The 19,643-nt window shown below is 50.0% G+C and carries 19 protein-coding genes and 1 pseudogene; 13 read left to right on the top strand and 7 right to left on the bottom strand.

Going from position 1 to position 19,643, the window contains the following annotated elements:
• Positions 1-9 precede the first annotated feature (9 nt).
• Positions 10-249: a hypothetical protein gene (locus tag MKX70_RS15280; protein ID WP_340784005.1), complete on the bottom strand. Its 240-nt coding sequence runs from the start codon at positions 247-249 to the stop codon at positions 10-12.
• A 367-nt stretch (positions 250-616) separates the two neighbouring features.
• Here MKX70_RS15280 and MKX70_RS15275 point away from each other — a divergent pair, with 367 nt between their 5' ends.
• From MKX70_RS15275 to MKX70_RS15265, 3 genes are read left to right on the top strand one after another with little or no spacing between them, the layout of a single operon-like run.
• On the top strand, positions 617-1,387 hold the full coding sequence (locus MKX70_RS15275) for an amino acid ABC transporter substrate-binding protein (protein WP_340840273.1): 771 nt from the start codon (positions 617-619) through the stop codon (positions 1,385-1,387).
• 29 nt (positions 1,388-1,416) lie between these two features.
• Positions 1,417-2,076, top strand: coding sequence for an amino acid ABC transporter permease (locus tag MKX70_RS15270; RefSeq protein WP_042138968.1), 660 nt, complete (start codon positions 1,417-1,419; stop codon positions 2,074-2,076).
• A 15-nt stretch (positions 2,077-2,091) separates the two neighbouring features.
• Positions 2,092-2,835 (top strand): amino acid ABC transporter ATP-binding protein, encoded by a 744-nt coding sequence (locus MKX70_RS15265; RefSeq protein ID WP_340783998.1) that lies wholly within the window; start codon positions 2,092-2,094, stop codon positions 2,833-2,835.
• A 1,154-nt stretch (positions 2,836-3,989) separates the two neighbouring features.
• Here MKX70_RS15265 and MKX70_RS15260 read toward each other — a convergent pair.
• Positions 3,990-5,096 (bottom strand): AI-2E family transporter, encoded by a 1,107-nt coding sequence (locus MKX70_RS15260; RefSeq protein WP_340783992.1) that lies wholly within the window; start codon positions 5,094-5,096, stop codon positions 3,990-3,992.
• Between the two features lie 177 nt (positions 5,097-5,273).
• On the opposite strand from MKX70_RS15260, the gene MKX70_RS15255 reads away from it, so the two are divergent.
• Both MKX70_RS15255 and MKX70_RS15250 read left to right on the top strand, forming a co-directional pair.
• The gene (locus MKX70_RS15255; protein WP_042238251.1) at positions 5,274-5,945 is read left to right on the top strand and encodes a response regulator transcription factor; all 672 of its coding nucleotides are present in this window, start codon (positions 5,274-5,276) and stop codon (positions 5,943-5,945) included.
• Positions 5,942-7,012 (top strand): sensor histidine kinase, encoded by a 1,071-nt coding sequence (locus MKX70_RS15250; protein ID WP_340840272.1) that lies wholly within the window; start codon positions 5,942-5,944, stop codon positions 7,010-7,012. The genes MKX70_RS15255 and MKX70_RS15250 overlap by 4 nt, the downstream gene beginning before the upstream one ends.
• A gap of 73 nt (positions 7,013-7,085) precedes the next feature.
• Here the strand turns inward: MKX70_RS15250 and MKX70_RS15245 are convergent, their stop codons facing one another.
• Positions 7,086-8,099, bottom strand: coding sequence for a suppressor of fused domain protein (locus MKX70_RS15245; RefSeq protein ID WP_340841667.1), 1,014 nt, complete (start codon positions 8,097-8,099; stop codon positions 7,086-7,088).
• Between the two features lie 540 nt (positions 8,100-8,639).
• On the opposite strand from MKX70_RS15245, the gene MKX70_RS15240 reads away from it, so the two are divergent.
• Both MKX70_RS15240 and MKX70_RS15235 read left to right on the top strand, forming a co-directional pair.
• Positions 8,640-10,397, top strand: coding sequence for an ABC transporter ATP-binding protein (locus tag MKX70_RS15240; RefSeq protein ID WP_340840271.1), 1,758 nt, complete (start codon positions 8,640-8,642; stop codon positions 10,395-10,397).
• On the top strand, positions 10,397-12,163 hold the full coding sequence (locus MKX70_RS15235) for an ABC transporter ATP-binding protein (protein WP_197072966.1): 1,767 nt from the start codon (positions 10,397-10,399) through the stop codon (positions 12,161-12,163). The genes MKX70_RS15240 and MKX70_RS15235 overlap by 1 nt, the downstream gene beginning before the upstream one ends.
• 142 nt (positions 12,164-12,305) lie before the next feature.
• Here MKX70_RS15235 and MKX70_RS15230 read toward each other — a convergent pair whose 3' ends face one another.
• From MKX70_RS15230 to MKX70_RS15215, 4 genes and pseudogenes are all read right to left on the bottom strand, one after another.
• Positions 12,306-12,869, bottom strand: a complete 564-nt coding sequence (locus tag MKX70_RS15230; RefSeq protein ID WP_042238258.1) for a 5' nucleotidase, NT5C type — start codon at positions 12,867-12,869, stop codon at positions 12,306-12,308.
• A 209-nt stretch (positions 12,870-13,078) separates the two neighbouring features.
• On the bottom strand, positions 13,079-13,225 hold the full coding sequence (locus tag MKX70_RS15225; protein WP_144026097.1) for a lmo0937 family membrane protein: 147 nt from the start codon (positions 13,223-13,225) through the stop codon (positions 13,079-13,081).
• 165 nt (positions 13,226-13,390) lie between these two features.
• Positions 13,391-13,837: pseudogene (locus MKX70_RS15220) on the bottom strand (carbohydrate ABC transporter permease); the annotation flags it as partial.
• Positions 13,738-14,100 carry a carbohydrate ABC transporter permease gene (locus MKX70_RS15215; protein ID WP_231637939.1) on the bottom strand — a complete coding sequence of 121 codons (363 nt, stop codon included), beginning with the start codon at positions 14,098-14,100 and terminating at the stop codon, positions 13,738-13,740. The gene MKX70_RS15215 and the pseudogene MKX70_RS15220, both read right to left, overlap by 100 nt.
• Before the next feature lie 46 nt (positions 14,101-14,146).
• Between MKX70_RS15215 and MKX70_RS15210 the strand changes: the two genes are divergently transcribed.
• The 6 genes from MKX70_RS15210 to MKX70_RS15185 all read left to right on the top strand — a co-directional run bounded on the left by MKX70_RS15210 (position 14,147) and on the right by MKX70_RS15185 (position 19,564).
• The gene (locus MKX70_RS15210) at positions 14,147-14,542 is read left to right on the top strand and encodes a cache domain-containing protein (protein ID WP_197072967.1); all 396 of its coding nucleotides are present in this window, start codon (positions 14,147-14,149) and stop codon (positions 14,540-14,542) included.
• A 32-nt stretch (positions 14,543-14,574) separates the two neighbouring features.
• Positions 14,575-15,012 (top strand): hypothetical protein, encoded by a 438-nt coding sequence (locus MKX70_RS15205; protein ID WP_340783977.1) that lies wholly within the window; start codon positions 14,575-14,577, stop codon positions 15,010-15,012.
• On the top strand, positions 15,009-15,179 hold the full coding sequence (locus tag MKX70_RS15200; protein ID WP_156123281.1) for a hypothetical protein: 171 nt from the start codon (positions 15,009-15,011) through the stop codon (positions 15,177-15,179). The genes MKX70_RS15205 and MKX70_RS15200 overlap by 4 nt, the downstream gene beginning before the upstream one ends.
• A gap of 1 nt (position 15,180) precedes the next feature.
• On the top strand, positions 15,181-15,690 hold the full coding sequence (locus MKX70_RS15195; protein WP_042238263.1) for a response regulator: 510 nt from the start codon (positions 15,181-15,183) through the stop codon (positions 15,688-15,690).
• A 188-nt stretch (positions 15,691-15,878) separates the two neighbouring features.
• Positions 15,879-17,768, top strand: a complete 1,890-nt coding sequence (locus MKX70_RS15190; protein WP_340840270.1) for a PAS domain S-box protein — start codon at positions 15,879-15,881, stop codon at positions 17,766-17,768.
• Between the two features lie 134 nt (positions 17,769-17,902).
• Entirely contained in the window at positions 17,903-19,564 is a 1,662-nt protein-coding gene (locus MKX70_RS15185; RefSeq protein WP_231637698.1) for a ribonuclease J, read from the top strand.
• Positions 19,565-19,643: the final 79 nt, after the last annotated feature.

The following is a 19,643-nucleotide window of genomic DNA, read 5'->3' as shown; positions in this document are numbered from 1 at the left end:
AGACGTTGATCATATCGTCCGCTCCGGAGCCTTGAAGGCCGAACATAATCCTTCGCTCCGGTAGTACGCAATGGCTCCGTTCAATTCTTCCAGATCGCATTCGATCTCTGCCTTAGTCATTTCCCGCACGATTTCTTGTGCCTTCTCCACGGCATTCGCCTTGACATAACAGTGCAGGCACTCCAGGTACAGCCGGGGCTCTTTCTGTGAAGCCTGCTGCAGATAAGCCCCCTTCTGCCGAATCCACATGAACCTCGCCCTCCATCAGCCCTTCCAGAGCCGTGAACACTGACAGCTCATTGTGACTGGTTACCAGCTCCTCTGCCTTACCGCATTGCTCATTATTTAATTCTATCACCTATCACATTCCTCCTTATTTCAGGCCGCCTGTGTACCTGTTACAGGAATCGTATCAGATTACGAATTGAGATCTAATGGAAAAATTAAATAAAATAAGAGTCTGCGTAGCGGCAGGATTTGATTTATTTTGGACACAAATGTATTCCCCTACTCTATCGACAGTAACTCACATCATATGTTATTATGATAAACTGATAACGTATTAACGAACTAAAGCGCAGGCTGCTGCGTGTAATCTACTAGGGGGAATAGAGAGATGAAGAGACAAGGAATATTGAGTTTATTGGTAATTTTGGCGATTGCTATAATAGCAGGCTGCTCCAGTTCTGGAGGCAATGACGGTAAGCTGGTGATCGGTATAGATGATAAGTTTGCCCCGATGGGCTTCCGGGATGATAACAATGAAATTGTCGGGTTCGATATTGACTATGCGAAAGCGGCTGCTGAGAAAATGGGCAAAGAGGTTACCTTCCTGCCGATTGACTGGTCTGCCAAGGAATCGGAGCTGAATAGCGGACGCATTGATATGATCTGGAACGGCTACACCATCACGGACGAACGTAAGGATAAAGTATTATTCACCAAGCCTTATCTGGAGAACAGCCAGGTTGTAGTCGTGCTTGCGGATTCAGCGCTGTCTACGCTTAAGGATCTGGCCGGCAAAGAGGTCGGACTGCAAAGTCTCTCCTCCGCTGCCGATGCTCTGGATGCTAATCCGATTAAGGCAGAGCTTAAAGGTGTCTCCGAATTCACCGATAATGTGCTTGCCCTGACAGACCTGAAATCGGGACGTCTGGATGGAGTGGTCATTGATGAAGTGGTGGCCAGATACTACATAGCCAAGGAGCCGGAGACTTACAAGCTGATGGATGAATCGCTGGCCCCAGAGCAGTATGGTATAGGGATTAAAAAGGGCAATGAGGACCTGCTGACGGAGCTGCAGAAGGCATTGGACGCGCTGAGCAGTGACGGAACGGCGGCCGAGATCTCCACGAAATGGTTCGGAGAGAATAAAGTACTTAACTAGATGGTTTCCTTTAGGAGTCGGGTGAAGACATGAATATTGACTATATTATTAAAATTTCCGGACCGATGCTGGAGGGGGCACGGACAACGGTATTGCTGTTCCTGATCGTAATCGTATTGTCCATTCCGCTCGGGATGGTGGTCACACTAATGGCCAAAAGCTCGGTCAAGCCGCTGGCCTGGATCGCACATACTTATATTTATGTGATGCGCGGCACTCCGTTGCTCTTGCAGCTGTTGTTCTTCTGCTTCGGCCTGCCGCAGATCCCCGTGATTGGGCAATATCTGGTCATGGACCGTTTCGTTGCGGCCAGCCTTGGATTTATTCTGAATTATGGGGCTTATTTCGCAGAGATCTTCCGCGGGGGAATGCTCTCCATCGATAAAGGCCAGCATGAGGCCGCCAAGGTACTCGGGCTTAGCAAATGGCAGACGCTGCGCAAGGTCATTCTGGCCCAGATGTTCCGGGTGGCATTGCCTGCGGTAGCCAATGAGTCCATAACCCTGGTCAAGGACACTGCCTTGCTGTATGCCGTAGCTGTACCGGAGCTGCTCAATTTCGCCAAAACGGCGGTAAACCGTGATTTCACGGTGACCCCTTTTGTCGTAGCGGGCGTAATTTATTTGCTGATGACACTGGTGCTTACGCTGTTCTTCAAGACACTGGAGAAACGTTTCAAATTTGAGTAGAAGGGCTGTTTGGCTATGAGTTGTATGATTGAAGTATCGCAATTGCAGAAATCCTTCGGCAGCCTCGATGTGCTGAAGCAGATTACCTTTGACGTTAACCCCGGGGAAGTCGTTGCGGTGATCGGACCTTCCGGCTCCGGCAAAAGCACCATGCTGCGCAGTCTTGTGCATCTGGAGGAGGTTACCGGAGGAAGTATCCTGATCTGCGGCAAAGCGCTCGTGAACAATGGCAAATATGCCAGTAATGCGGACATTAGGGAAATTACCTCGACCATGGGGATGGTATTTCAGCACTTTAATCTGTTTCCGCATCTCACCGTAAGGGGAAACCTGGAGCTTGCCCCAAGAACGCTGAAGCGGGAGAGTATTCAGGATATCACGGCCAAAAGCGAGGCGCTGCTCTCCAAAGTAGGTCTTGCCGATAAAGCAGACGTCTACCCCTCCATGCTGTCAGGCGGGCAGAAGCAGCGGGTTGCCATCGCCCGGGCGATGATGCTCAGTCCGGACATTCTCCTGTTCGACGAGCCGACCTCGGCGCTCGATCCCGAGCTCACCGGCGAGGTGCTGCGGGTCATCCGCCAGCTTGCGGACGAGCACATGACGATGATTATCGTCACGCATGAGATGAATTTTGCCCGCGATGTGGCCGACCGCGTCTTCTTCATGGATAACGGCGAAATCGCCGAATCCGGCACACCGGAGCAGATCTTCGGCAACCCGCAGCTGGAGCGGACCCGGACATTTCTGAACCGGGAGTAACGGGAGTGGATTCAGGAAAGGGACTGCCCACTAGCCATACAATGGCTACTTGGGGCGGTCCCTTTTTTCTTATCGTTTGCCTTCGCAGTGGCATATTGTATTCGGTTTTTCGCATACATCTGGGTCGTTTGCCTTCGCAGTGGCATATTGTATTCGGTTTTTCTGTGAAAATACGTCTGGCACTGCGATAAACGCACGGCCTACGCGGCGCACCCAGTCCAATTGTGTTCGGTTTTTCGATTACATTTGGCCTACGCGGCGCACCCAGTCCAATTGTGTTCGGTTTTTCGATTACATTCGGCTTAAGCGGCGTACCCAGTCCAATTGTGTTCGGTTTTTCGATTACATTCGGCTTAAGCGGCGTACCCAGTCCAATTGTGTTCGGTTTTTCGATTACATTCGGCTTAAGCGGCGTACCCAGTCCAATTGTGTTCGGTTTTTCGATTACATTCGGCTTAAGCGGCGTACCCAGTCCAATTGTGTTCGGTTTTTCGATTACATTTGGCCTACGCGGTGCACCCAGTCCAATTGTGTTCGGTTTTTCGATTACATTTGGCCTACGTGGCACGTCCAGTCCAATTGTGTTCGGTTTTTCGATTACATTCGGCCTACGCTACCCACCCGGTCTAATTGTGTTCGGTTTTCCGTTAAAATTTGTTAAATAGATGAACAGACGACGTTCTGTTTTTTAGCCACGCTGCTCATTTTCATGCTGGAGTTGTGCCTTGAAAGACATGTTTGTTTTCGCATACATCTGGGTCGTTTCACTCCGCAGTGGCACATTGTATTCGGTTTTCCGCATACATCTGGGTCGTTTCACTCCGCAGTGGCACATTGTATTCGGTTTTTCGCATACATTTTGCTCGTTTACCTCCGCATATTTCCCACTTCCGGCCGATTCAGAGTCAGATTTGGCTTGTATATTTGGACCCGGAGAGACAGCATTTCGCCCCTATTTTTCATTTATTCCCTCGGGACAAATCAGAGGGGTTTACACCTTAAATTGGTGCTATGAGCCACTTTCGATGGATTCAGAGGGAGCCCTCTATTTTCACCATTTGGGCCATTCATTTCCGGCTCGGTTAATAAGCATCATCAAATCCAAAAGGACCGGAAAGCCTAATGACGGCCTCCCGGTCCTTCCCGTATTCCATTTAATCCCCCGCTTCCGCAGGGACTTCCGCTTCCTTATCCCAGCGCTGCCGGACAAACAGCTGATAGAGCTTGACCGTTATAATCTTCAGCATCATGTAGACGGGAATAATCAGCAGGATGCCGATAATACCGCCGAAATCACCTCCGGCCAGGACCAGAATGATCGTGGTCAGCGGATGGATATCCATGCTTTTCCCGAAGATATAAGGCGCCACCAGGTTATCCTGAATTTGCTGCGCGACCAGCACAACCACGATCGACCAGATGGCCGTGGACGGCGACTCGATCAGACCGAAGATGAAGATCGGTACAGTGGATAGAATGGCCCCGATAAACGGGATGAAGTTCATCAGCACAGCCATCAGTGTCAGCAGCAGCGCATACGGTAGCCCAATCAGCAGGAAACCAAAATACATCAGCACCCCCAGCGCCAGATTGACCAGCACCCTCCCGACGATGAAGCTGCTCATCACCCCGTCGATTTCAGCAATAACTGCAGCACCTTCCTCATGATACCGCTTCGGAAAGAAGCTCACGAGCTTATCGCCGAACTTCCCGCCCTCCTTGAGCATGTAGAACAGCAGGATCGGAAAGGTAAAGAGCACAATGGCGAAATTAGAGACAAAGGAGAATAACCCCGACACATAGACCGTCATTAGCGAAAAGCCTTTATTCAAATAATCCATCAGCTGGCTGGCCGGATTCATGTCCGCAGGAATCAGCTTCGACAACAGATCGCTGTCCTCCAGCTTTGTCAACTGCTCTCCCACGGCATTGAACACGCCAGGCATATTATTAGCCAGATTCAGCAGCTGAGTCTGCAGCGACGGCCAGACACCTACCGTGAATCCCAGCAGCAGCACCGCGATAACCAGATAGACCAGCAAGATAGCGACTGTCCGGTTCAGCTTGCGGGAGGCCAGGTAATCAATTAAGGGACGCAGCAGATAATAGAAGAAGACGGCCAGCATTAACGGCACAATGACCACACTGAACAGCGAGATAATAGGTGTGAAAATAAAGTCCACCAGTGAGCTTACATAGATAATTCCCAGCACCAGCAGCACTGCAATACAAATGCGGATAAACAAATTCAGTTTGGCCATGAGTGACTCCTGTTTTCATATTTGAACCGGTGGTTCTTTTCCCTATAATATAGAGCGTCATTCTTAATTCAGACTAAACAAAGCCTAAAGAAAAGCTAAAGATTTTGTCTTTAGCCTTTTTTTACATTAGAATGATGGGGAAACGCGGTCAAATCCGACAACCTATGGAGTGAAACCATGATAAAGATCCTTGTTGTAGAAGACGATAAGCATGTACGCAAGCTGATGAACGCTGTGCTGAAACGGGAAGGTTATGACGTGGTAACGGCTGAGAATGGAAGAGAAGCTCTGGAGGTTCTTGAAGTCCAACATATCGATCTGATTATTCTGGATATTATGATGCCGGAGATGGACGGGTATGAATTTGCCGAAGAGCTCAAGGAAGCGGACAATCGAATTCCCATCCTTATGGCCACAGCCAAACAGCTACCTGAGGATAAGAAAAAAGGGTTCCGGCTCGGAACCGATGATTATATGACCAAGCCTGTAGATACAGAAGAAATGCTGCTGAGAATCCAGGCCCTTCTCCGCCGCTCGCAGATTGCGAGTGCCCGCAAGCTGGTGATCGGCAGGGTTCATCTGGACTATGACACATTAACCGTGACCCGGGACGAGGACAAGCAGACGCTTCCGCAGAAGGAATTCTATCTGCTCTATAAGCTTTTATCCTATCCGGAGCGCATCTTCACCCGCATCCAGCTGATGGACGAGATTTGGGGCATGGACAGCGAAAGCACGGATACTACGGTGAATGTGCATATCAACCGCCTGCGCAAACGTTTTGAAGCCTATCCGGAGTTCGAGCTGGTCTCTGTCCGCGGGCTCGGATATAAGGCGGTGAGAACATGAACATGATCAAGAGGCTGACGGGTAAAATCGGCCTGTCGCTCTACTTCTCGCTTGCTGTATTTATCATCTTCCTCATTACCGTTCTGATTACCGGTATACTGGTCTATCTGCTGATGGTCTTCGGTGTACTCAATGAACGCATCATTCAGGATTTCAAAGTCCTCACCTTTATCACATTAATTGCCTGCATCATGATCGGCACCGTCACCTCGGGTCTGGCCAGCCGGAGGATGCTGAAATCCATCCGCACCTTCATCGATGCCACCAACCAGCTGGCAGGAGGGGATTTCACCACCCGACTGCGGCTCAATAACCCGCCCGAATTCAAGATTCTCTCTGCCAATTTCAACCGGATGGCGGATGAGCTGGGCGGCATTGAGATTCTGCGCACGGATTTCATCAACAATTTCTCGCATGAGTTCCGCACCCCGATTGTGTCGATCAAAGGGTTCGCCGAAATCCTCAAGGATGATGAGCTGAGCAAGGAAGAACGGAATGAATATCTGGATATTGTGATCGAGGAATCGACCCGTCTGGCCGCCCTCGCCTCCAACGTCCTGAGCCTGTCCAAAGTGGAGGCCCAGACGATATTAACGGGCCGCGAACCCTTCAATGTCGGCGAACAGATCCGCCAGTGTGTACTGCTTCTGCACACAAAAATGGAGAAAAAGCATATATCCATTACAGCCAACGTGCAGGACTATGAGGTGCCGGGAAATAAAGAGATGCTGAATCAGGTCTGGCTGAATCTGCTCGACAATGCCATTAAGTTCACTCCGGAGCATGGCGAAATCGAAGTTTCGATGAGGCAGGCCGAAGACAAGATCGAAATCACCTTCCGGGATAACGGTGCCGGCATCAGTGCGGCTGCACTTCCCAGGGTGTTCGACAAGTTCTATCAGCAGGATACCTCCCACTCCACTGCCGGTAATGGGCTGGGGCTTACCATTGTCCGTAAAATCACTGAGCTACACGGCGGAACCGTCACTTGTGATAGTGTTCCGCTGCAAGGGACCACCTTTACGCTGCTGCTCCCTGCCGTAAAGAAGCTTCCGTCCACCAAATAAAAGATCCCCACAAAGTGGGGCCTTATCTTCGGTGATTACTCAACAAAGGGCGGTCCACATGACCGCCCCCCTATTAGCCGATGGTATCCACAACATTGCCTTCCTGGTCTTTGATATACGTTTTTCTCACCCGTATCATCAGTTCCTTGGCCGTGGACAGCTTGAGCTCACTCTCCTTAGGCCTAAGCTTCGATTCCAGCTCCAGAACAGCAGCTTCACTTAGGCTGATGCGGATGATCCCGCCGTCTTTCTTGCAGCCGGTCTCTTGTGCCAGTTCCAGCACAACCTGCAGTTTAGGGCTGGTGAGCGTCAGCTTCTTGCCCTTCAGCAGGCGGCCGCGCAGCAGTCTGGCTACCGTTGCTGCCTGCTGCGCCCCCATGGCCAGGACGGCCGGCGCTTTGCTGAGCAGACGGTTCTTCCCAGGCTCCCAGTCCAATTGATCCACATACAGGATACCTGTCTGAGACCCGTCACGTTCAATCCCCTGCCGCACTGCATCCTCTATAACCGGAAGCTGCAGCAGTGAATCCCGTCCAAGATCGGTGATGTAAGCGGGAAGCACCTCATGGCTGGCCTGCAGGAATGCGTTGGTATTCCAAGACATCATGGCTTCCAGCTCATCGGCTGTAATCCCCACCATTTGCAGAAACTCTACCCGCCCATTCGGGGTATCAATAGCCGGAAGCTCCGGATCACCGGTAAAAGCCAGAGCAGTCAGCCTCGTGTCTGCACCCAGGCAGATAGGACCGTTCGCATCCAGATAATGTCCGGAAGCAAAAATATTGCCGCTGCTGAACACATATCTGGCCATATTCTGCAGCAGATTCATCGCCCAGGCCGGAGGCTCCTCTTCTCCTGCAGTACGTGCCAGACGGAAGGTCAGCTCAAATCCGTAGCCGCTGTATTCCGGGTCCTCTGATTCCTTGTCATATAGCTCAGAGAATCCGAAAGTTACAAAGTGCCAATGGGGATAAGGCAGCTCCGCCTTATAGGCACTGATTCCGTTCAGCGGGTCCTTCCCACCCAGCATGTAAGGCAACAAGGCAGCATAATGCTTCGGCTCCTGTCTTCCATACAATCCTGACATCTGTTCCTCAATAGCATCCCAGCCGGTTGCTTCCACTTCTTCTTCGCTCACTTTGGTTCCCTCCGTATTCGACTTTATGTATTTTTGGCCCATTCAAGCCCTTAATCTCCCGTTCATTACCCGGAATTTCTTGATCATAACCAGCTATGACCAGTACAAGATTTATCTGCCTCCAGGTGATTGCTCTGATTAACCCACCCCTCTTATTCATGTTACACTAAATGTACGAGACTTAAGGGGGCTACCAGAAGATGAATGTAGAATCGCTGCAACAATTTCGAATTATGGCCGATTTAAATGAGGGAATTGTTGTATTTTGTACAGGATTTTGATGACTCTTACTAAACTGAGGCTATCCCAAGCTGAACGGCCATCTCATGGCTGCTCCCGGGTTGGCCTCTTTTTCATAGCAAGTCTCATGGCTGCTCCCGGGACGGTCTCTTTTTCATAGTATTTTCAGCTTGTTTCAGCAAAAGTTAATTTTCAGTTTATCATTCTCCGGTACGATCATAGCAACAAACACGCAAAGGAGTCATTCTTATGTTGAAATTACTGAAGAACCTGGAGCCCAAAGAATGGTTCTTATTCGGCATCAGCCTCATGTTCATTATCGCGCAGGTCTGGCTGGATCTGGAGCTGCCTGACTACATGAGTGATATTACCCGGCTGATCCAGACCCCGGGCAGCCAAATGAGTGAGATCCTGACCGCCGGAGCCTGGATGCTGCTCTGTGCACTCGGCAGTCTGGCCACCTCGATTGTCGTGGCAGGGATTGCCGCCAGAATCGCGGCCGACCTGTCAGCCAGATTACGCGCTAATTTGTTTGATAAGGTGCAGTCTTTCTCGATGGAGGAGATCAGCAACTTCTCCACCGCCAGCCTGATTACCCGCTCCACGAATGATATCACCCAGGTCCAGATGCTGATTGTTATCGGCTTGCAGCTGCTGGTCAAGGCACCCATCCTTGCCGTATGGGCGATCCTCAAGATTACGGGGAAAAGCTGGCAGTGGACGCTGGCGACCGGCGCCTCTGTTGGGCTGCTGGTGCTGATTGTCGCCGTCTGCATCACTCTCGTTCTTCCTAAATTCAAGAAACTGCAGCAGTTAACCGACAATCTGAACCGTGTCTCCAGAGAGAATCTGAACGGTCTGCGGGTCATCCGGGCTTACAATGCCGAGAAATACCAGGAAGGGAAATTCGCCTCCGCCAACAACGAGCTAACCCGCACCAATTTGTTTGCCAACAATGTAATGACAACGCTGATGCCGAGTATTTCCCTGATTATGAGCGGACTCAGCCTCTCCATCTATTGGATTGGTGCTGTAATTATTCAAGCGGCTGACGGCACCGCCAAGATGGGCTTGTTCTCAGATATGATTGTCTTCTCATCGTACGCGATACAGGTGGTTATGGCCTTCATGATGCTGATCATGATCTTCATTCTGCTGCCCCGCGCCCAGGTATCGGCCAAACGTATTAATGAGGTACTGGAAACCGTGCCTAGCCTGAAGAACGGATCAGTCACTCATTTCCCTGTGAAGCGTGAAGATGAGCTTGAATTCAGAGGGGTCAGCTTCAAATATCCGGACGCAGAGGATTATGTGCTGGAGAACATCAGCTTCACGGCGAAGCAGGGGGAGACGGTTGCTTTTATCGGCTCAACAGGCTGCGGCAAGAGTACGCTTGTTAATCTCATTCCCCGTTTCTATGATGCTACCGAAGGCGAAGTGCTCGTGAATGGCATCAATGTCAAAGAATACGACCAGCAGGCGCTGCGGAATAAAATGGGCTATGTCTCCCAGAAGGCGGTGCTCTTCGGCGGAACGGTGGCTTCTAATATTGCTTTTGGCGAGAATGGCGCCGGCCAGGTGCTCAGCTCCGATATTGTAGATGCGGTGTACACATCCCAATCCTCTGAATTTGTGGAAAAGCTGGAGGGCAACTATGAGGCCCACATCGCCCAAGGCGGTTCCAATCTGTCCGGCGGTCAGAAGCAGCGGCTGTCGATTGCCAGAGCGATTGCCCGGCGTCCGGAAATCTTAATCTTCGATGATTCGTTCTCGGCGCTTGACTATAAGACGGACCGCAAGCTGCGCAGCGAGTTGAAGAAGGTTGCTTCTGCATCCACGATGCTGATCGTTGCCCAGCGCATTGGTACGATTAAAGACGCCGACAAAATCATCGTACTGGAAGCCGGACAAATTGCCGGAATGGGCACGCATGACGAATTAATGCACACCTGCAGCGTCTATCAGGAAATTGCTTACTCACAGCTGACCAAGGAGGAGCTTGCCTAATGAAGATGAAAACCAAGACCAAAGGACAGAATACCTGGAGCAAGCTGCTCCGTTACTGCCGGAAATACGTTCCGGTGATCATCATTGCGCTGATCTGCGCGGCGGCGGGAACCGTGCTCACCCTGCTCGGTCCGGATATGCTCTCCGAGATTACGGACAAAATCACTGCCGGTCTCGCAGGCGGGATCGATATGGACGGCATTGCTGCCATCGGCATCACCCTCGTCGTGATTTACGCCATCAGTGCGGTATTATCGCTCTCCCAGGGCCTGATCATGTCGAATATTACCCAGAAGGTCTCCAAGAAATTAAGAACCGATCTGGCTCATAAGATGAACCGGCTTCCAATCTCCTACTATAATAAGTCAGCCACAGGGGATATCCTCTCCCGGGTAACGAATGATGTGGATACCATCGGCCAGGCGATGAATCAGAGCATAGGTACAGTGGTAACCGCCATAGCCATGTTCATCGGTTCAATCCTCATGATGCTCCGGACCAATGTAATTATGACCCTTACCGCTATCGTGGCAACAATCATCGGCTTCGGCCTGATGGCGGTTATTATGAAGAAATCGCAGAAGTATTTTGCCAGCCAGCAGGAATTCTTGGGCAAAATCAACGGTCATGTTGAGGAAGTCTATACCGGACATAATGTTGTAAAAGCCTATAACGGTGAAGCGCAGATGCGCAGCACCTTCCAGGAACTGAATCAGGGGCTGAAGAACAGCGCCTTCAAAGCGCAATTCCTCTCCGGACTGATGCCGCCGCTAATGGGCTTTATCGGTAATCTTGGTTTCGTTGCCGTCTGTGTCGTTGGTGCTGTACTGGCCTTAGATGGAACTATTTCCTTCGGGGTTATCGTCGCCTTCATTATGTATGTACGTTACTTCACCCAGCCGTTATCCCAGATCGCCCAGGCCGCGCAGAACCTGCAATCGGCATCGGCCGCAGGCGGACGTGTGTTTGAATTCCTCGAAGAAGCAGAATTGGAAGACGAGAGCCGCAAAGAGAACACACTGGCAACTGCGGCAGGTAAAGTAAGCTTTGACCAGGTGAAATTCGCTTATGAGAATTCCGGGAACCTGGTGATCAAGAACTTCTCGGCCGATGTGAAGCCAGGGCAAAAGGTGGCCATTGTCGGACCGACCGGCGCAGGCAAAACCACGCTCGTCAATCTGCTCATCCGCTTCAACGAGCTGACCGGCGGAGAAATCTACATCGATGACACACCGATCAGTAGTCTGACGAGGGAGAACATCCACGATTTGTTCTGCATGGTGCTGCAGGAAACCTGGCTGTTTGAAGGCACAATCAGGGAGAACCTGATCTACAATCAGCAGAATATCACGGACGAGAAGCTCGTAGAAGCCTGCAAGGCTGTTGGGCTGCACCGCTTCATTCAGAGCCTTAGCGACGGATATGATACCGTCCTGAACGATAAGGTCAACCTGTCCGCCGGACAAAAGCAGCAGCTGACCATTGCCCGTGCGATGCTGAAGGATGCGCCGATGCTCATTCTTGACGAAGCTACAAGCTCCGTGGATACCCGGACTGAGCTGCTGATCCAGCAGGCGATGGATCAGCTGATGGAGGGCAGAACTTCCTTCGTCATCGCCCACCGGCTGTCCACAATCAAGAATGCCGATGTGATTCTCGTCCTGAAGGACGGCGATATCCTGGAAAGCGGCAGTCATACAGAATTGCTGGCGAAGAACGGATTCTACGCGGAGCTGTACAACAGCCAGTTTGAGCAGGCTTCCTAATCGTACGAACAAAGGCAGGCCCAGATGAATACCCGAGGTTAGCAGAATTACACTCAAGGTCATCCTAAATTTAAAAAGGGCTATCCCAAGCAGCCATTCTTGGCTTTCTGGGTTAGCCCCTTATAGCAGATGCAGTCAACGGCTATTGCCGTGCCTGCAAAATTTCATCCACCCGCTCCTTCGCCCCCTGCCAGGAGGTCATCAGCGGAAAGGCATATTCCTCCCGGGCCCGCAGGTTCCAGGGATGCGGGATACAGAGCACCTTCCTCCCTGCCTGTACAGCGGGCAGCAAATTATGCGGACCGTCATCAATCAGCAGATCGAAGCCGATCAGATGCTTGCGCTTGCAGGTGAAGAAGTTCTCGGCCGGGATATACGGCATGTGCTTTTGCATCCAGTTCCATTTCTCAAGCACTGTTTTGGGAACAGCGGCTGTAACAATAATGACATCATAAGCGTTGTGAAGCTTCTCCATCTCTTCGACCACATATTCATCGAACAGCTCCAGCTCTTCGTACAGGCCGGGTCTGCCGAAGAAAAGGTCCATCGTGCTGTCCGGATGGCGAAGGTGGTCTGTATTCCAGTCCATCATATCCTCGTAGCGGAGCGGATGCGTAGGAAACTCAATGTTGTTGTGGTATATCGCACGTTTGACGAGATGACAGATGGTATCATCCATATCGACGGCGATGATCGGTTTATTCATTGATTCTCCTCCAGGTTGCATAGTGATTACATTATAGGCATCCGGAGGGAACGTGTCCAGACTTGCCGGAAGCAGGACTAATCCTTAAAGTCTCCCTTGCGGGAGAATTCAAGGATTACGCACGAAAGCACGCGTCCCTATGAGGGTGCCGCGTGCTTGTGTGTTAACTGTTTAATTAAGTATTTGAACCCGCTCTTGTTTATGTCCTGTTAACTCCGGGATCGTCCCCGGAACAGGTTAATCACAAACAGTACCGCAGCGACAAATAGCAGAAGGTGAATCAGATTGCCCATAACATCAAAGATAAAGCCGAACAGCCATACTACGACAACAAGTCCGATTAATCCCCACAGCATAAGCTTACCGCCTTTCTCCTCGAGGGGTGTTTCTCTCTTTTTACCCTTCTGGAAGGAGGTTCAAACGGCTGTTCAGCAGACTGGAGGCCGTGATCCTGTGCCCAACCGGCAGCTGCCGTTCCGGCTGGTACAATGCCCATGGCTTCGGAGCTTACTAGAATAGCGGGCCGGCTGCACAAGCGGCAGGGCGATCCGGCTAAAGATCGTCCAGTGGCCGGCAGCATCAATACGGGCGGATTCAATAATCTCATCATGAATGCCGAGGAAAAACTGTCTCAGCAAAAAGGTTCCCAGCACACCTGAAGCGGCAAGCAGCACATGCCCGATATGACTGTCAAACAGTCCAAGCCAGCGGTACATAATAAATTGCGGAACGAGAATGGCTTGGGTTGGAATCATAAAGGTGGCTAAGACAACCAGGAACAGCATATCCCGTCCCTTAAAAATAACCTTCGAGAATCCATAGGCTGCCATGGCGGAAATAATCAATGACAGCGCTGTCGACATCAACGTTACCTTCGTACTATTCCAGTAATAAAGTGAGAACGGTACGGCTCCAGCCCATACCTGCCTGTAATTCTCCACCATATTCCATTTCGTTGGAAGCCATTGTTGGGATGGTACAGTACTCTCCATAATAGGGCTATAGCAACAAAGCTCGAAATGAAGGGCATGAAATAAATCACTTTGAAAAAGGTTTTGAAATACGTTGCTTTGTTAATTAATGCTGCCAGCACCAACGCCAGAAACATCGCTACTGGGACCACGGCAATCATAATAAGGTTGTTAATCAGCGAACGGTGAAAGGATTCATCCTGCACCAGCCTGGTGTAGTTGTCCAGGCCGACAAAATGAAACCCTTCCAGCCCGGACACAAAATCCCCATCCGAGAAGCTAATCACACCGGATAAGAGAATCGGAATGATCACCAGGGTTATGGTCAGAATTATCCGGGAGCACTCTCTGGAAAAAGCCACGCAATCCTTAACGATTGTGCAGTCACAGATTGATGTGATCTTCGAAGAGATGGTCTCGGTCTCGAATTTTGTCCACTTTGATCCGGAGATCAAGACCCTGCTTGAGGATGCCAAGACCAATCCGGTCGCCGCAAGAACCTTGACCAGCCGGCTGGAGCAGGTGGCTGGCGATACCCTCGACTTACGCATCACGCTTCTGGACAAGGAAGGACATGCCTATTCTGATTATTCCTTCTACGACTATGATCCGCGTCAATTTATTGGACAAGGCTGGTTCCCAACCCTGGAGAAGCTCTCCCCGTATGACACTTTATTCATGGGGCAGAAGCTAATTATCTGAACTCCCTTGAGCCTGAGAAGCCGTTTGTATTCATGAGAGCCCGGGCATTAAGAGAAGGGATTGCCGCTCCGCCCTATGCATACCTTATTGTCAGCCGCAGTGAAGCCTCCATTCGTGAGAGGTTTGCTTCATTAGAGGAAGATGTTTATCTGCTGAATGATAAGGATACGATTCTGTCCAACCGGAACCAGGCCCTGATAGGATCTGATTTCAATACCCTTTTGCCGATCGATGAGCTGGCGTTCCCGGATATCGTAGAATTTAAGAACGAGAACCAGCTTCTCCTCTCGCTGCCGCTTAAATATGCCAAATGGAGGTTAGTCAGCGTAGCCCCCTATGAACAGCTGACGGAAAGATTGAACGTGATCAACCGGACCGGCCTGATCTTTCAAACCGTATTTGCGGTCAGTTTTTTGTTCGCGTTAACGTATTTACTGCGAAGATTTACCAAGCCTGTACTTGTCATGTGAATAAAGACTTGCTGCTGGAGACCGTTCCGCGGTTTATTCTCCAGCCGATTATTGAGAATGCTTATAAGCACGGATTCGTACAAGGCGGGGGCAATATTGAGAGCCTTCACGGACACCGTACAATCGTACAATTAGTACTGCCTGTGAAGCGGATTGGAGTGGATTAACGTGTTATACAAAGTAGTATTAGCCGATGATCACTATCCCGTACTGGAATATCTGAGCGCCAGTATTCCCTGGGATACCTTAGGCCTGGAGCTGTCAGCTTCTTGCTCTGACGGCAAACAAGCCTGGGAAGCCTGCCAGCTGCATCAGCCTGATATTCTGCTCACAGATATCGGCATGCCGGCGATGGACGGACTGGAATTAATCCGGAAGGCCCGGGAAGTAAATCCCCAGCTCCAGGCGATTATCCTGTCCTGCCACGGGGAATTCGAATATGCCCAACAGGCAGTGAAATTGAATGTTGCCGAATATATATTGAAAGAAAGCCTGCAAATTGATCAGGTCATTTCAGTATTGACTGAGGCGGTTTCCCGGCTGGAGATCAGAATGATCTCCCAGAATAATTACCTCCAGATGCAGAAGCTGGTCTCGCAGAACCACTCTGCAATCCGGACGAGATTTATCCGTATGTTCCTCGAGCAGCCAGTCTGGGATGAGGCTGAATGGGTATGACTCCGGTAGAATACCGGAAATTGATCTAAGCCCCTCTTTTTGGCAAAGCCAACCATTGTGATTCAATAAGAAACCAAAGGGGTAAATTTAATCCGAAGTTATATCCATTAAATTTTAAGTATCGAAAAGACCTTCAAAGCGGAAGGTCTATTTTTCACGACAATAAAAACTTACTTAAGGAGGACGCCATGCATCGAGTAAACCTGAATCAGGAACGGTTCAACCAGCAGGTCATAGATAATGCCTCCTTTGGAATCGCACTGGTTGGATCAGAAGGTGTGATATTGACTGTTAACCCCGCCATGGAACGGATCTTTGGCTATTCCAAGGCTGAGTTTGACGGAATGAAGCTGCATGAACTTTTCAATCCCGATGATGAATTCGGAAATATACATGATCTTAGGGAGCTCTTGGGTGACCGAACGGATATACAGCTTGAAACGCGGTTTCTTTCAAAAAAAAGGGATCAGATGTGGGGAATGCTCACTCTCAAGTTTTTCAGCGGAGAGGCGGATCATCCATCGTATTACATTTGTCAAATCGTTGACATCACTAAGCAAAAGGAATCCGAGCAGCGCCTTCAGGAGTCCGTAGAGCGGTACACATCGCTAAAAAAATACAACCATGACTCCGTCATTTCCTTTGGCCTGGACGGCCGGATTATTAACGCCAACCGTATGGCTGAAAAAATAACCGGCTACTCCATCGAGTCTGATCTGATCGGTATGGAGCTGGCCCTTCTGATTGGACAGGAGAGTGTCCAGAACATTCTGGACAGATCTCTATATGATGAATCGGTTGATCAGCATATCAACACGCTTTACACCAAAAATGGAGAAGTCGTAGAAGTGCTTACCAGCATCGCACCAATATACGTGAATAATCAAAATATCGGATTCTACCTTATATGCAAAGACATTTCCGAGCAGAGACAGCTGCTGCTTGCCAAGGAAGCCGCCGAATCCACAAACAGGGCGAAAAGCGAGTTTCTGGCTATGATGAGCCATGAAATCCGTACTCCGATGAACGGGGTTGTAGGCATGACGGATATCCTGCTCGACACCACGGAGCTTACCGGAGAGCAGCAGAGCTATGTGCAAATTATCCGTAAAAGTGGAGAAACCCTGCTCAATATTATCAATGACATCCTTGATTTGTCCAAAATCGAGGCAGGCCGGACAGAACTTCAGGAGCATACATTTGATCTGCGCAAATGCCTCAAGGACAGCTTTGCTGTCATTTCCATGAGTGCTGCCCAAAAGAACCTGGAACTCTCCAGCACCATAAATCATGATGTTCCCGACCATATATACGGCGACAGCGAACGTCTAAAGCAGGTACTTCTGAACCTGCTCGGCAATGCTGTGAAATTCACGCAGAGCGGCAGTATATCGGTAAAAGTGAAGCTTGTCCGGGAAGCTCCGTTCATGTTGGCCTTCACAGTGACAGATACAGGCATTGGAATTAATCCCTCCCGGCTTAACGAGATCTTTGAGCCCTTCGCGCAGATTGACAGTTTTATGTCACGCCAACATGAAGGCACCGGCCTTGGCCTTGCTATCAGCCGCAGAATTATCGGCATGATGGGCGGCGAGATCTATGCAGAGAGTGACGGCAAAAGAGGCTCCTCCTTCACCTTCACGATCAAGCCCAAGAAAGCTGAAGACAGTTACAGCCAAGAGACTCCCTTGAACAAACTTCCTGCCACACGCGAGGTGAGCATCCTCCTTGCCGAAGACAATTATATTAACCAGCTGGTGATGACCAAGACACTTGAAAAAGTAGGTCACAGGATTACTACCGTAACAAACGGGATAGATGCAGTCGAAGCAGCATGTAAACAGCCGTTTGATCTCATATTAATGGATCTGCATATGCCGATTATGAACGGCTTCGAGGCGGTAAAGAGGATCAGAGAGGAGCTTAAGGAGAAGAGTCCGCCTATCATCGCGGTTACAGCCAATGCGCTGAAGGGGGACCGGGAAAAGTGCCTGGCTGCAGGGATGGACGAGTATGTCAGTAAGCCTGTAAAGCGTGAAGTCATTCTGAAGCTTATAAACCAGTTTGTGCAAAAATAGGATATGGATGCGCAGACCTTCACAGAATATACCGGAGGTCTGCTAATGCGTCTAGTATATGAATAGATATCTGGATAATATCCTGCACACCCAAACATAATAAAGATGATTTATATATGGAAGGGGTGCTCACAATGTCAAAAGAACGGCTACGGATTGCTGCATTAGGCGGTGTACACGAGATAGGCAAAAATATGTATTTCCTGCAATATGGGGATGATATCGTGGCTATTGATTGCGGGTCCAAATTTCCTGACGAGAGCCTGCTTGGGATCGACTTAATTATTCCGGATGTAGCTTTTTTATTAGAAAATATCGATAAGGTACGGGCCCTGGTTGTAACTCACGGACATGAGGATCATATCGGAGGCATCCCTTACCTGCTGAAACAATTAAATATTCCTCTCTACGCCTCCCGCCTGACCCTGGGATTAATCGAGAATAAGCTCAAAGAACACGGGCTTCTACGTCAAGCCAGCCTGAATTGCATCAATTCGGACTCCATCCTCACGTTCGGCCAAATCACCACTAGCTTCTTTAATACCAATCACAGTATTCCGGACTGCCTGGGTATTGTCTTTGATACCCCCGAAGGAACTGTTGTCCACACGGGCGATTTCAAATTCGATATGACCCCGGTGAACAAACAATATCCGGATATACATAAAATGGCGGACATTGGAAAAAAAGGTGTCCGGTTTCTGCTTTCGGAGAGCACGAATGCTGAACGTCCCGGATTTACTCCATCCGAGCAGCTGGTGGGCGCCCATTTGGAAGAGGCCTTCAAGAAAGCAGAGCGCAGAATCTTTGTCTCCACCTTCGCCTCCAATGTACACAGGCTGCAGCAAATCGTTGATGCCGCTATCCTCACGGGGCGGAAGCTTGCCTTGCTTGGACGGAGTATGGTGAACGTTGTTGCTGTGTCTAGGGAGCTGGGTTACTTGACCATTCCTGAGGGAATGCTGGTCGAACCTGCGGAGGCTGCCAAGCTGCCGCTGCATGAAATAGCTGTCCTGTGTACGGGAAGTCAAGGCGAGCCTATGGCGGCATTATCCCGCTTGGCGAATTCAAGCAACCGGCAGATGGAAATCGGTGCCGGAGATACCGTGCTCCTTGCAGCCAATCCGATTCCGGGCAATGAACGCAATGTATCCAGGATTGTAGACAATCTGTATCTCCTCGGCGCACGGGTGATTTATGGATCGCGCAGCGAGCTTCACGTGTCCGGCCACGGCAGCCAGGAGGAATTAAAGCTGATGCTGACCTTAATGAAGCCGGAGTACTTCATTCCGATTCATGGGGAATACCGGATGCTGCATCACCACCGCTTATTGGCCGAAGCTGTCGGGGTACAGGGAGATCATATCTTCCTGCTCAAAAATGGCGAGCTGGTGGAGTCGGCAGAAGGAGTTGTCCGCCAATCAGGAAGGGTGACTGCCGGGCAGATTTTTGTGGATGGCCTTGGAATTGGCGACATTGGCAATGTAGTCTTGCGGGACCGGCGCCAATTATCTGCTGACGGGGTACTGATCACGGTTATTACTCTTAGTCAATCGGATGGGCGGCTGTTGAACGAGCCGGATACGATTTCGCGGGGATTCATTTATGTCCGCAATTCAGACAATCTGATGGATGAGATCAATCAGTTGGTCAAGGCAACTCTTCAGAAGATGAGCGAGGCTGACTTAGGTCAGTGGAATATTATTAAGCAGACCCTAAAGGTCACATTAAGCAAATTTCTTTATGAGAAGACGAAACGCCGTCCCATGATTCTCCCTATCATTATTGAAGTGTAAACGGAATTTCAAAGGGGTAATATTTCTGTAATTTTTGCAGATTATCGGGAATGCTAACCCTGTTTCCATTTCAAAGATA

It is taken from the genome of Paenibacillus sp. FSL R7-0312 (assembly GCF_038004445.1).
In the GTDB taxonomy this organism is placed as follows: domain Bacteria; phylum Bacillota; class Bacilli; order Paenibacillales; family Paenibacillaceae; genus Paenibacillus_AQ.
Note: the sequence above shows the minus strand (reverse complement) of the source record. Positions and strands in the feature narration are given on the sequence as shown.